The 14,020-nt window shown below is 59.3% G+C and carries 10 protein-coding genes; 2 read left to right on the top strand and 8 right to left on the bottom strand.

Annotated features, from left to right (window positions below; all coding sequences use genetic code 11):
* Positions 1–84: 84 nt before the first annotated feature.
* The 7 genes from U9R81_RS01340 to U9R81_RS01310 form a co-directional block, all read right to left on the bottom strand.
* The gene (locus U9R81_RS01340) at positions 85–1,074 is read right to left on the bottom strand and encodes an NAD-dependent epimerase/dehydratase family protein (protein ID WP_322493745.1); all 990 of its coding nucleotides are present in this window, start codon (positions 1,072–1,074) and stop codon (positions 85–87) included.
* Positions 1,075–1,214: 140 nt separating this feature from the next.
* Positions 1,215–2,909: a fatty acid CoA ligase family protein gene (locus U9R81_RS01335; RefSeq protein WP_322493744.1), complete on the bottom strand. Its 1,695-nt coding sequence runs from the start codon at positions 2,907–2,909 to the stop codon at positions 1,215–1,217.
* A gap of 146 nt (positions 2,910–3,055) precedes the next feature.
* Positions 3,056–5,092 carry a S9 family peptidase gene (locus U9R81_RS01330; RefSeq protein ID WP_322493743.1) on the bottom strand — a complete coding sequence of 679 codons (2,037 nt, stop codon included), beginning with the start codon at positions 5,090–5,092 and terminating at the stop codon, positions 3,056–3,058.
* Positions 5,082–5,978 carry an alpha/beta fold hydrolase gene (locus tag U9R81_RS01325; protein WP_322493742.1) on the bottom strand — a complete coding sequence of 299 codons (897 nt, stop codon included), beginning with the start codon at positions 5,976–5,978 and terminating at the stop codon, positions 5,082–5,084. The genes U9R81_RS01330 and U9R81_RS01325 overlap by 11 nt, the downstream gene beginning before the upstream one ends.
* 68 nt (positions 5,979–6,046) lie before the next feature.
* On the bottom strand, positions 6,047–8,152 hold the full coding sequence (locus U9R81_RS01320) for a putative bifunctional diguanylate cyclase/phosphodiesterase (protein WP_322493741.1): 2,106 nt from the start codon (positions 8,150–8,152) through the stop codon (positions 6,047–6,049).
* 43 nt (positions 8,153–8,195) lie between these two features.
* Positions 8,196–8,663, bottom strand: a complete 468-nt coding sequence (locus U9R81_RS01315) for a response regulator (RefSeq protein WP_322493740.1) — start codon at positions 8,661–8,663, stop codon at positions 8,196–8,198.
* Between the two features lie 22 nt (positions 8,664–8,685).
* On the bottom strand, positions 8,686–10,773 hold the full coding sequence (locus tag U9R81_RS01310; RefSeq protein ID WP_322493739.1) for a sensor histidine kinase: 2,088 nt from the start codon (positions 10,771–10,773) through the stop codon (positions 8,686–8,688).
* Between the two features lie 283 nt (positions 10,774–11,056).
* Here U9R81_RS01310 and U9R81_RS01305 point away from each other — a divergent pair, with 283 nt between their 5' ends.
* Both U9R81_RS01305 and U9R81_RS01300 read left to right on the top strand, forming a co-directional pair.
* Positions 11,057–12,199: a hypothetical protein gene (locus tag U9R81_RS01305; protein ID WP_322493738.1), complete on the top strand. Its 1,143-nt coding sequence runs from the start codon at positions 11,057–11,059 to the stop codon at positions 12,197–12,199.
* Positions 12,200–12,276: 77 nt separating this feature from the next.
* The gene (locus tag U9R81_RS01300; RefSeq protein ID WP_322493737.1) at positions 12,277–13,119 is read left to right on the top strand and encodes a M48 family metalloprotease; all 843 of its coding nucleotides are present in this window, start codon (positions 12,277–12,279) and stop codon (positions 13,117–13,119) included.
* On the opposite strand, the gene U9R81_RS01295 is transcribed toward U9R81_RS01300, so the two are convergent.
* The coding region (locus tag U9R81_RS01295; protein WP_322493736.1) for a nuclease domain-containing protein at positions 13,105–14,020 on the bottom strand (916 nt) is incomplete at its 5' end. The two genes, U9R81_RS01300 and U9R81_RS01295, sit on opposite strands and share 15 nt — an antisense overlap.

Raw genomic sequence — 14,020 nt, 5'->3', positions numbered from 1 at the left:
ACCATAGACACCCTTGCGGCAGTGCAACTGCCGCGCGCCATAGACACCCTTGCGGCAGTGCAACTGCCGCACGCCATAAGGCTGTTACACTGTTTGCTGGGCAAATGTGCGCCGCAACCCCTCTTCAATGCTGATCCGCGGTGTATAGCCGAAATCGCGTTCCGCCGCGGCATGGCTAAACCAGTGCGAATGGCTCAGCTCGTGTACCATCAACCGGGTCAGCGGCGGTTCACCGGGCAGGCGCAGCGTCGCGTAAAGAAACTCTAAACCGGTTGCCAGCCGGTAGGCGGTGCGGGCCGCGATGCGCCCACGCACCGGCGGGCAGCCAGCGTGGGCGAGAATCTCACCGATAAACTGCCAGAGATTGACTGGCCGCTCTTGGCCGATAAAGTAGGCTTTGCCGCGCACCGGCGATCGCTCGCCGAGGGCCGATGCTGCGAGCAGATGCGCTTCGGCGACATTTTCGACATAGCTGACATCGACTAGGTTCGTACCATCGCCGATTTGAAACAGAGCACGGCGGCGCGCGCGGCGCAGCAGGCGCGGCAAGATGTGCGGATCGCGCGGCCCCCAGATCAGGTGCGGACGCAGCGCCACCGTCGCAATATCGGTCTGCGCCAGTACATAACGCTCGGCGATAGCCTTGGTCTGCGGGTAGGGTGCAAGGTAGCGCGAGGGGTACGGCGTCTGCTCATCAGCGCCGTGGATGTCGTCCATACCAATCGCGACCGACGGCGTCGAGGTATAGACCAGTTTGGGCACACCGGCCCAGATCGCCGCCTTCACCACCCGCTGGGTCGCGCTAACATTGGCTTGGTAGAAGCCGTCGTAGCGGCCCCACAGACCGGCTTTAGCCGCGACGTGAAAGACCACCGTCACGCCGCGCATGGCGCGGGCCAACGCTGGCGCCGCTTCGGGTGTAGCGAGATCGGCGCGAAACGTCTCGACGCCAAGCGCCTGCAATTCAGGATACTCACCCCTCCCTACCACGCGCACGTGGTCGCCGCGGGCCAAGAGTTGTTCCACCAGATAGCGGCCAACAAAGCCGTTGCCACCGGTAACGAGAGCGATCATTGTGTTGCACCAAAGAGCTTGTCACCTGTCCGTGCTATTTCTTGGCAGTCGTTCTCAAACAAACATTGTTCTCGCTCAAGCAGGAGATTGCTTCGGGGGCTGCGCCCCCTCGCAATGACAACCGACCTAAGCGCCACACCTCATCCCGGCGCATGCAACTGCTTGGCCGCCCAAACCGCCAGTTGCTCGCGAAAGATTTTGGCGTTATGGCGAATATCAACCGGGAACGAGGGATGGATCAGGAAATCTTGAATCACCGCCGTCATTTCGGTGGTGGCAGCCAATTGGCGCAATTCGGCCACCAGTTGCGCTGGCGAAATCCGGGTATCGCGGCGCAGTTCGACAATCACGACCGGCAATTGTGCGCCGGCTGGCCCTACCCCAACCAACGCCGAACGGAAGACGGCGGGGTGCTGGTTGAAAAGCAACTCAACCGGCTCGGTAAAGAGCGGGCCGCGAGCCGTGATCACGCGCTGGCTCTTGCGGCCATAAAACCAAAGCCGTCCGTGCTCGTCGAAATAGCCGAGATCACCCATACGGTGCCAGACTCGCTCGCCATCGACAATCTTAGCCAGCTCGGTCGCTTGGGGCCGGCCCACATATTCGCGGGTCACTGCCGGCCCGCTTACGCAAATCTCGCCGATCACGCCTGCCGGCAAGCTCTGCGTTTCTTGCCACGACCGGATCGGTTCATCGCTGATCGGAATAATCGCCACTTCTACGCCGGGAGCCGGCCAGCCGACGCAGGTGCCGGCCAGTGGCGACGGCTGCTCGGCGCGGGCCGCCAGCACTTCACGCCCGCTGATCGACGTGACCGGCAGGGCTTCGGTGGCGCCATACGGCGTAAAGCTGTCGGCAGGCGGGGTCAGAATGCGCTGCAACCGCTCGTGGAGATGGGCCGGCACCGGCGCGCCGGCCATCAAGACGCGCCGCAGCGTCGGCAGCCGAATATCGTGCTCAAGGCAATACGCAGTCACTTTTTCCCAAATCGCTGGCGAACCGAAGGTCGAAGTCACCCCCACATCCTGAATATATTCAACCACTGCTGCCGGATCGCATTGGGCCGGGCGAGTGGGATCGATCGGCGGGATAGCCGAGGTAATACCGAGGGCAACATTGAAGAGAGCAAAAAGCGGGAAGGCCGGCATCTCGATTTCACTCGGTTCGAGGCCAAACAACTCGCACAAGGTGTTGATCTGCGCCTCGAACATGCCGTGGGTATAGAGCACCCCTTTCGGCGTGCCGGTGCTGCCGCTGGTAAAGACGATCGCTGCCGGATCAGTGGCGGCAACCTCGGCCAGCGCAAACGGGGTCTTGATGGCGACCTCTAGTTCGCGTAACGCCGCCGCGCCGGGCAGGGCCGGGCCGACCGACACGGCCCGCTTGATCGTCGCGCAGGCGCGGGGGAAGACCAGCCGGAGCAGATGGGCGCGCGGTACGCCGATCATCGCTTCCGGAGCCGCTTCGGCAATGCACTGGGCCAAATTGCGCCGGCCCATGGCCGGATCGATCAAGATCGGCACACACCCCATCTTCAACAGGGCAAAGGTCAGGCTGATCAACGGCCCACCCGCCGGCACCATCAGCAAGACCCGCATCCCGCGGCTGACGCCATACGCGGTCAGGCCCCACGCCAAGCGGTCGCTAGCCGCGTGCAAGCCAGCAAAGCTCTGCCGGCGATAGATCACCTTGCCGGCCCGATCGCGCCCAACGCCGGTAATCACTGCCGTCTGATCGGGCACATGCTGCGCCATCCACGGCAGATAGCGGGCGATATTCGCGCCTTCCGGCGTGGCGTGCGCACGATGCCGATCAAGCGCGTTAGAGTAAGCCATGGGTGCTCCTTGCTAACAAACCGCTCCATGAATGCGAGCAAGCCAACCAAGCTAGCGCCGCTTTTGCGATGCATGCAGCCCAACGAACATTCTAAGGATCACTTTACAGGCGGGGCAGCGCACCACCGTCGCCTGCCCACCGGATGCTACTCCGCGATCCCCAATGCAGTCAAGATAAACGCATATTCCCACGCAAACTCCTCCAGCCGGGCGAAGCGGCCCGAATGGCCGCCGTGTCCGGCTTGCAAGTTGGTGCGCAACAGCAACATCGTGTCATTCGTTTTGACCGTGCGCAGCTTGGCCACCCACTTGGCCGGATCCCAATAAGGCACCTGCAGGTCGTACAGGCCGGCGGTCGCCAGAATGTGCGGGTACGGCCCCGGCTTGAGATTGAGATACGGGTCGTAGGAACGCATCAGCCGGTATTCGGCCTCGATCGCCGGGTTGCCCCACTGCTCCCATTCGGTGACGGTCAGCGGCAGATCCGATTTGAGCATCGCGATCACGACATTGGTAAACGGCACACCGGCCACCACGGCCTGAAACAGGTCGGGCCGGGCATTGACCACCGCACTCATCAATAAGCCGCCGGCGCTGCGGCCACTGATCGCCAGTTGGCGCGGCGCAGTGTAACCCTCGGCGATCAGATGCTCGGCGCACGCGATAAAGTCGCTGAACGTACTGGGCTTGTGGAACATCCGGCCCTGCTCATACCACTGCCGGCCTAGCTCTTGGCCGCCGCGGACATGGGCAATCGCCACCGCAAAGCCGCGGTCAAGCAGGCTCAGCCGTTTGCTGTCGAACGAGGGATCGTAGCTATAGCCATACGCGCCATAGCCGACCAACAAGCACGGGCCGCCGTTACGGGGCCGGTCGCGCCGGTAGACGATCGAAATCGGCACCTGCGCCCCATCAGGGGCCGTTGCCGCCAACCGCTCGCTCAGGTACAGCGACGGATCGTAGCCGGACGGAATCTCTTCCTGCTTGAGCACGTGCCACGTACCGTTCGCCATATCGTATTCCACCACCGAGGCCGGCGTTACCAGCGAGCTGTAGCTCAGCCGCAAGCGGCTAGTGTCAAATTCATCGTTCACGTGCGGGCCACAGGTATAGACCGGCTCTGGGAAAGCGACATATCGCGGATCGCTGCCATCAGGCGCGCTAACCCGAATCTGGTGCAAACCGGCCCGTCGCTCGTAGACCACCAGATAGTCAGCGAAACAGTCGAGATAATCGATCAGCGTGTCGTCACGGCCCGGCAACAGCTCGACGGCTGCGCTTGGATCGGCCACTGGCGCTTGCAGCAAGCGGAAGTTTTCGGCGCCGTCGTTGGTGCGGATGAAGAAATAATCGCCGTGGTGATCGACAAAATAGTCAACTTTAGGCCGGCGCGAAGAGATCACACGCCACTCGGCGAAGGGGGTAGCAGTAGGCAAGTAGCGCACCTCGGTACCGCCATGGCTAAAGCAGGTCAACAACAGGTAAGCGCCAGAGCGGGTGCGGCGCAGACTGAGGCTAAACCGCTCGTCGGTCTCTTCGTAGATCAGCGCATCTTCACTGGGAGACGTACCTAACACGTGGCGGTACAGCCGGTAAGCGCGATGGGCATGATCGAACACGGTATAAAAAAGAGTCTGATCATCGGCCCATGCCACATCGTCAACCTGCTCGATCGGCGTATCGATCAACGCGCCGGTAGCGAGATCTTTGACGAACAGCGTGAAGATAATCGAACCGGTAGTATCAAGGCCATAGGCAAGCAGTTGTTGATTCGGCGACGGCTCGTAAGGGCCGAGCCGGCAAAAGGCATGCCCGGCTACCAGCGCATTCAGATCGAGCAACACCTCTTCCGGCCCATCATCGCCCTCTGTCCGGCACATCAGCGGGTATTCCGCGCCGGTCTCAGTGCGTGAATAGTAGCGATAGCGGCCACGCGGCGCCGGCGCCGAACGGTCATCTTCTTTGATCCGGCCCCGCATCTCGGCGTAGAGCCGCGCGCGCAACGCCGCCGCCGGGGCCATCACCGCTTCGGCGTAGGCATTCTCAGCTTCAAGGTAAGCGATCACCGCCGGGTCGTCACGATTCTCCAGCCACGCAAACTCATCGACGATCTCATCACCATGGAGATGGATCACCACCCGTTTCCGCTCGGCAACCGGCGGGTTAATCGGTTCAACACTCATGAGGTTCCTCCAATAACCACCTTGCCAACCGCCCAATCATCTCGTCGGAGGCATCTTCCAACACATAATGGCCGGCGTCATCGAGCCGGGTGACTTCAGCGCGCGGGAAGCGGGCCAGCCAGCCGGCTAAAAATCGGTCATCAAAACACCAATCGCACCCGCCCCAGAAGATGCGCACCGGCTTGGCACGCAACCCAACCAGTTCGCGATCAATCGCATCAACCACCGGCCATGTGGGATGAGCCGGATGCAGCGGAATATCCTGCACAAAACGGGCAATCGCAATCCGGTCAGCCGGGTTTTGGTACGGCCAGAGATAGCCTGCGCGCACTTCCGGCGGCAATGGCCGCACCACCGTCATGAACGTAGCGGCAAGGGCAAAGGCATTGAGTTGGCGAATCGCCCACTCGCCAATCTTCGGCATCTTACCGGCGGCGATCCGCAGCGGAATATGCGGCGAGAGGAACGCAGCCGTATTCAGCAGTACGATCCGCCGCACCTGCTCAGGATGGCGCACGGCCCACCCCATCCCGATTGCGCCACCCCAATCGTGGACGACCAAATCGACCGGCCCCAGCTTGAGGTGCGCCAACAATTGTTCGAGATTGGCAATATGGTTGGCGAGGCAATAGTGATACTGTTGCGGCTTATCCGACAACCCGCAACCGAGATGGTCAAGTGCGATGACCCGGCGTTGCCCGCGCAACGCCGCGATCAACCGCCGGTAAAAGAACGACCACGTGGGATTGCCGTGAAGCATGACAACCGGCGGGCCAGCGCCTTCGTCAACGTAGCGCAACACCCCGGCGGGCAACGCATATTCGCTAAGAGCAAACGGGAAGAGGGTACGGATAGGAGACTGGGCAATGGCGCCATTGATCTGCATACAACGCCGACTCCTCGGCTGGACGCACTACAACTCTCTGAGAGTATACACCGAATAGCGGTTGTGTGTTAGGCAGGAGGATGAAACGTTGTGCGGTTGATCAACACCTGCGTGGCATCATCAGCCGGCAGTGGATAGCCAATGAGATAGCCTTGGCCATACTGGCAGCCGACCGCACGCATACGCTCAATTTGGCCGGTGGTCTCTAAGCCCTCGGCGACCACTTCGAGATTAAGACTGCGGGCTAAATTCACGATCGCGCTGACGATGGCCTGCGAATGCTGCGCCTGTTCGAGCTGGACGATAAAGTTGCGATCAATCTTGATCTGATCAATCGGCAATTGCACCAGATAACTCAACGACGAATAGCCCACACCAAAATCATCAATCGCAATCTGAACACCATATTCACGCAAGCGCATCAACACCGCCGCCGCATCACGGCTATACTCCATCAAGGCGCTTTCGGTCAATTCGAGCTTGAGCGCAGATGGCGGCAGCCGGTGCTGCTCGAGCAATTGGACAAGGCGTAGATAAAGATCGGGCAACATAAACTGGCGCGCCGACAAGTTGACGCTGACTGACAAAGCCGTCGCTTGGGGCAACGACCTGCGCCATTCGGCCAATTGCCGGCAGACTTGTTCGAGCACCTGCCAGCCCATAGCATCATTCAGCCCGGCTTCCTCGGCCACATCGAGAAATGCCGCCGGCGGCAATATGCCGCGGGTTGGATGTTCCCACCGCACCAATGCTTCAAATCCCACCAAGATGCCTGAGCTAATGTCAATAATTGGCTGGTAATAGACCCGAAACTCTTGGTGCGTCACGGCCCGGCGCAGTTCGTTTTCGAGCGCCACCCGCGCCTGCGCCGCTTCGCGCATCGCCGGATGAAAGACCTCATAACGCGACTTGCCAGCTGCTTTTGCCCGGTACATCGCAATATCCGCGTCGCGCAACACTTCAGCCGGCTCTTGATACTCTGCCGAACCGAATACAATCCCCACACTAGCCGCTATATGGAAAATCCGGCCTTCTAACTCCAGCGGACGGCTCAACCGCTGCATAAGCCGCTCGGCAATCCGGATCGCCGCCGCTTGCGACTCGACATCATCGAGCAGCACGACAAACTCGTCGCCGCCTAACCGCGCGCATGTATCAACCGCGCGCAGACAACAGCTTAACCGTGAGGCGATGGCAATCAACAAACGATCGCCGGCCGGATGGCCAAAACTATCATTCACGAACTTGAACTGATCGAGATCAAGGAACAGCAGGGCATAATGATAGTTCGGGTTGCGCTGGCTACGCTTAATCGCCAGCGCCAGCCGGTCGCTCAACAACAAGCGATTGGGTAAACCGGTGAGGGCATCGTGCAAGATGCCGTGTTGCAAGCGTAACTCCATTAACTTGCGCTCGGTAATATCACGATAGTTGACGATCACACCCTGCACTGCCGGATCGTCGAGCCAATTGGAACCGGTGACCTCCAGCCAGCGCCAACCGCCATCGGCATGCCGCACGCGAAACTCGATCGTTGCCGACGCGCTGGCTTGCTGGATCAGTTCGCCAAACAAATGGCAAACACGTTCACGATCTTCTGGGTGAATTAAGGCAAAGCCATTAACCGGCTGCGCCAGCATCCCGTCTATCGCATACCCCATCAAATTGCGCGTTGAGGGACTGGCATAGCGGATCTGGCCATAGCGGTCGGCAATCAAAATGCCGTCACTACTCCGCTCGATCATTGCCCGGAAGAGACGCTCGCTCTGTTGCAAGGTCTGCTCGGCCTGTTGGCGCTCGATCAATAACCGCCGCTCACGCAACGCGCGCTCGGCGATCCGGGGTAAATCTAACAACGCTGCTGGCGTTTTAACTAGATAATCGAGCGCACCAGCCTTCAGCGCCGCCACCGCAATCCGCTCATCGCCGTGACTGGTCATCAATACGACCGGCAAAGGCAATGGCCCCGCGGCAGCGCTCAACAACGCATCGCCTTGCCCATCAGGGAGAAAGAGATCACAGATAATGAGATCGAATGTCTGCACAGCGAGATGCCGGCGCGCCTCACTCAACGACGAGGCCAGCGTAAGCATCACGTCACTTTGTTCAAACGCTCGCCGCGCCAATTCAACATGGCTTGGATCGTCTTCCACCAATAAGAGATTGAGCGTCACTACCTAGCACTCCCCCCGATATTAGGCTGATGACGGTTAACGACTAGGACGTAGAAACACCATACCGATCACCAAGCGTCTGATTCCAGTCTAACCAGTAATCGCCAAGATCGTTCAACATCCGCGTGAACTGTTGAAAATCCACCGGCTTGACCAAATAGCTATTCGCGTAGCGTTGATAGGCAGCCTGCAGATCACGCTCGGCGCTCGAAGTAGTCACGACCACCACAGGAATATGGCGCGTCTCGGCGCTGGTCTTAATCTCTTGCAACACCTCTAAGCCACTCAGCCGCGGCAGCTGCAGATCGAGCAACACAATATGCGGTTGGGGGCTAGTGGCTGGATCGGCGAATTGGGCGCGCCGCCAGAGATAATCGAGCGCCGATTCGCCATCGATGACATGGATGATCCGGTTCGGAATCCGATGATCGTTCAATGTCCGGATGATCAACTCAGTATGGTCAGGATTATCTTCGACGAGCAGAATGATAGCCGGTTCAATGCTTGTCATATCTATACCTCTCTGCAGGCGCTTAGGTTGGCAACGCCGTTGGCAACGTCAGATAAAACGTTGAGCCTCTGCCCAATCCCTCTGATTCCACCCATATCTTACCACCGTGCGCTTCCACAATCCGGCGCACGAGCGTCAACCCGATGCCAGTGCCTTCCACCCGCTGGTCAAGACGCTCAAAGAGGCTGAAAATCCGTTGGGTATGGCGAGGATCGATGCCAACCCCATTATCTCGCACACTCACCAGCACGAACTGAGGGTTATCATCAGCGCGCGCTTCGATCCAGATCTGCGGCGATGGTTGATCACCCATGAATTTGGCCGCGTTATCGATCAAGTTCTGAAACACTTCGCGCAAACGGGTGCGATCAACGTAGATTTCCGGCAAATTCGGCGGCAGATGCAGGTAGACATTGCGTTCCGCCAACCTCCCGCTCACCCCGGCCGCCGCTTCGCTAATCAGCAACCCCAGCCCGATTCGTTCCGGCGGATTGAGTTGCCGGCCTGCGCGCGAGAGATGCAAGAGATCTTCGAGCAGTTGGTACATCCGATCCGCCGCTGAAATTATGCGTTGTAAATCGGACGGGATGCGTTCAATCTTGCCAGTCGCGAGATCGCGCTCGATATAACTAGCAAAGCCTTTAATCGTGATCAGCGGGCTTTTCAAATCGTGGGAAACCGTGTACGTAAACTGCTCTAACTCGGCATTGCGCGCTTCAAGTTCGGTAATGAGCCGCTCACGCTCAAGTTCGGCCCGCTTGCGCGCGGTAATGTCCATTCCCAACGCCTGATACTCAACCAGTTGCCCCTGATCATCGAGCAGCAGGCGATTGACCCAGCGTTGCCAGCCGATCGAGCCATCGGGATGCAACACTTCGTGTTCTTGCTCCATCACCGGCTGGGTTGGGCTGAGCTTGGCAATTCCTTCTGCCACCAACGCGCGTTGGGGAGGGGGAATGAGTTCGTAGAAGTTGAAACCAATCAGTTCATCGCGGGTACGCTGAAAGGTCTGGCAGTAGAGATCGTTGACAAAGGTGAGCGTACCGTCGGGTTGAAAGCGGCAGACCATCGCCGGCAGATCATTGACAAGACTACGATAATACAGCTCACTCCGCCGCAGTTCAGCTTCAATCGTCTTGCGCGCGGTGACATCGATTTGCAACCCATACATCCCTTGCAGCGCACCCTCAGCATCGATCACCGGTTGGCCGATACCGCGTAGCCAGCGCAGCGAGCCATTAGGCAATACAACCCGGAATTCAACGTCGAGATCAGCGTGTTCTTTGACCGAACGATCAATCGCTGCTTGTAAGGCAGCGCGATCTTCAGCATAAACTTGCTCGCGCCAGCGTCGGAACGTGAGGATATCGCGATCCGGATTAAGCCCCAGCAACGGGTAATTTTCCGGCGACCAACGCACCGTACGCGCAGCGGCTTCCCATTCCCACGCGCCGGCGTGCGCCGCCAATAATGCCATTCGTAAGCGTTGCTCAGCGCGACTCCGTTCGGTAATTTCCTTCTGCACTGCTAGAAACGCTGCTGACAATTGAATATCAACAATGACCAGAATGATGCCAGTCAAGAGTAAAATCGCCAGCAACATCAACGCATACCCTAGCGGTATGGAGAGCAGCGATCCCTCCGGCAAGCGCCCGCTTTGCTCTATCCACCAAATCAAACTGATCGCGGCGCCACTGGCAGCAACTGCAGCGATCGCGCCGCGCCGGCCAAAACTCAGCCCGGCTAAGAGCACGACAATCACATAATGTAAAATCGCCGAGCTACGCATACCGCCAGTAAACAACACCGCCACCGTGATCACCAACCAAAGCACGCCACAGACCATCCTGCCAGCAAGTTGAATGGCGCCACGCTGCACAAGCCAAGCCCCGCCGCCAAACACTGCCGTCATAATGATTGCAGCAGCCAACGGAATCTGTGGCGTTGGGTAAAGCCAAGGAGTGATGAGCGCGAATCCGCCCGCTACCACAGCCAGAAAGCTAAAAACAGGCAAGAGAAAGATCGCAATCCGCTGTCGTTCATCGGCAAAGAGGTGATTGAGCTGCTGGCCAGCCGGCCAGAAGGTTGAAAGAAGCTGGCGTAGGTTCATACCGCTTGCTTGACGCCAAAATCGCTGATAATGAATTCCGTGATATATCCGGCCATCAGTTCAGTTAGATCTCACCGCACATGCGAAAGATAGCGTATACTATGTTTGAGTACGAACCATTCGCGAGAAACACGATCACGGCGAACGCTGCGCCTAAGCATCCAATAGTATAGTATAATGAAGCGGCCGCTTCCACTATACACAACGGTTATGACCAAATCTAGTCCGTACCCAGCTCGTGAGACGATCCTTACCTCAGGCTTCCTTCACCCATAGGATCACCATGCGACATGTACTTTGGAGCGTGTTATTCAGCATCGTGCTTGCTTCGTGCAGCACAGTGCCTGCGTTACCCACACCATCACCAGTGCCAGAAGTCATCCAACCTACCCCCGGCGCACGGCTCTTGCCAGCCCAGTTGTATGTGCTTGATCGCGGCCAGATTGCCCGGATCGAGACCGATGGCGCGACTCGCCGCCAGCTTACCCGTGAACGCATTGAGCTGGAGGGTATTCCTCCGATTAGTGATATGGATCTGCATCCGGTGGCCGGCTTGGTCTACGTGGTTGGCGCCGCGAAAGGCGACCGCTTAGTGCGCGCCGCGCTTGATGGCAGCAATCAACAGGTGATTTACTTTGCGGAAGGCCATCAACTCAGCACCGTGCGCTGGTCGCCCGATGCGCAATTTATCTATCTCCGCTTCCAAAACAACCGCGAGGTACGTGACCTTCCTGATGGTCTGTACCGGATGCCAGCCACTGGCGGCGACCTTGAACTGGTGCGCGCCGATGATCCGGTTGATGACCCCCAAAATCCCAGCCGGTCGATCCGCAGCTATGCTCCGTTTCTCTGGAATCCGGAAGGCGATGTGTTATTAGTTGCATCGTCGGCCACCTTCTATGAGGATTGCGAACTCGTGTTTTGGCAACCACAGAGTGGAGAATTACGCCGGCCAACTGTCCCTGATGGGATGTATGGCTGGTGCGGCGAGGCATTGTGGCTTGGCGACGACCGGACGGCCCTCATGATAGTTGGGCCGCCGGAAGGCCCCGGCGTTTGGCAAGTTGATGCGCAGACGATGCAGGCGAACCGTCTCAGCGCCGATGGGGTGCTGGCCCGCGCGCCGTTTCGCAGTGGGCTAGACCTGCTCTTTGTCGCGGTTGAGCGGGTGAGCGACGGGTTTACCTTTACGCTCACCCGCCAGTCGCCTGATGGTAAGCTCACCAAGCTGCGCCCGCCGTTTCGTGAAACGCCACTACTTATCCGCTGGGCGCCTGATGCAAGCGGTATTGTGGCCTTAGTGCGCACCGAGACCGGGACGGCATTACGTTGGTATCCGATTGGCGATCGTCCGGCGGTTGATCTACCGCAAACCGAGCGTGGGGTGATTTGGTTGATGTGGGGGCCAATGCTGCCGCAGGGATAGCGACCATCATCTAGTAACAAATTGATAGGGTAGCGTTATGGGGAATCATACGCTATAGCCTGACATTCACCCTTGAGATGGCCGGCGTCGGGTTGCGCTATTGGGTTATTGTTTGGGCGAGTTCGCCGTTCTTAAGCGACAGCGCCGCTCACACCTTGGCGACCATCGGCGCAATGGGGCCGCCGTGCTATTCGTTGCTGGCGTGGGTTGGCCCGGAAGGCAACCGGATGATGCGCTGGAAGGTGCGCGGGCGCATACCAACTATCACCGAGCAAGCGATCCTTGACGAGGCATTCCGCGCGCTTACTAACCGCGGCATCACCCAGCCTTGCTTCATCTACACGGTCGATCAGCCTGACCTCAATGCCACTGTCATTGGCCACACCCCCTATTTGCACCGCGATCTGTATGCCAGCCCGCACCTTGTCGCCGTGATTGCCCACGAAATGGGCCACTACCATAGCAGTGACGGGCGCCTCGCGCTGGCGCTGCACCGGCTGACGATTCCCGGCGGTTGGCTGGTTGTTTCGTTTACCATGCGCCTCATTGGCTTGATCGGGAGCTTGCTCAACCCCATTGTGCGCCTGCTGAGCGCGCTTAGCTATATCGTTTTACGGATCGAAGTCACCGTTCCGGCCCGGCTCAGCCAGTTTATCCAGCGCATTATATTGTGGATGTTCATCGCGCTCGTTGGTGGGATCGGCATTATAGCTACCGTACCGTTGTGGCGCTCCTATATTCACCAGCGCGAATTGGCCGCCGATCGGCACGCTGCACAGCACGGGTTCGCCTGCTCCTTAACCCTCTTCCTGCGCCAAGCCCAGCTTGATGAGATGAACCTGCCTTGGAATGAAGTATCATTCCATCCGCCGGTGGAAGAGCGGTTAGCCGCCTTGCAGCCGTATTTACCGCACCCTTGAGATGATGGCGTTGAGGATGCCATCTCGTAGCCACGCTGTTAAGCCATCCACCTGCTCGCCCGGCAGCAGCGGCAGCGCTGTTAACCCACTCGCATACGACACTGGTGTGCCGGCGCCGGGGAACAACAACCCCAGCGCAGTAACCGCGCGGCTGCCGTCATGACGGCCTATTCCAGCCAGATAACTGTACCCCTCATCGATGGCGTTGGCCGGCAGCGCGCCTTCCTCGCTGCGATATTTGGCATCGAGCACGATCAATACCGGCGCGCGCCGCGGATGAGTGACCTCAATCGCCACATCCGGCACTCGCACCCGATCATCAAGCGAGCGGAACGGTTGGCTATCCGGCGTGTAACGCGGCTGATAGCGTAATGCCAACGTTGTCCTCTCAGCATGCGCTAGCACGAGCAAGGGTTGCTGCACCGTCAATTGCACTGTTTGCCCGGCGAGCAGAGCCTGCTCACGCACCTGCCAGTCGCTGAGGGACAGTAGGGCAAGTGCAACGCGCGCCGCGCACCACATTTCATAGAGACGGGCCACCTCGCGCACCGGTATGTCCAGCATCGCCGGCGCCCACCCCACTCCCAACCGGCGCTGCATCAGCCGCCGGTAGGCGGCGACAATGCGTTCATCGCGGCTGCGTGGCCGCCACATCGGGATCCCAACCAATGGTTGATTATTTACGTCAAGTTGCACACGTGCTGCGCGCAACCTCCCGATCACCATCACCAGCCGCACCCGCGCCTCGGCAGGCAACGGCGTCACCAGCAACGCTTGCCCACTCGCGATCAGCCGGTCGAGTACTTGGGCAGCCGCTTGCCGGCTACGCTCAAGCGGATCGGGCCGGTTCGCCTGCACCCACACCCGATCGGGCCAACCGGCGGGCGGCAGTGGCGCGGCA

The organism is Chloroflexus sp. (assembly GCF_034435895.1).
Classification (GTDB): domain Bacteria; phylum Chloroflexota; class Chloroflexia; order Chloroflexales; family Chloroflexaceae; genus Chloroflexus.
The sequence above is the reverse complement of the archived record's forward strand: the minus strand, read 5'-3'. Positions and strand labels throughout refer to the sequence as shown.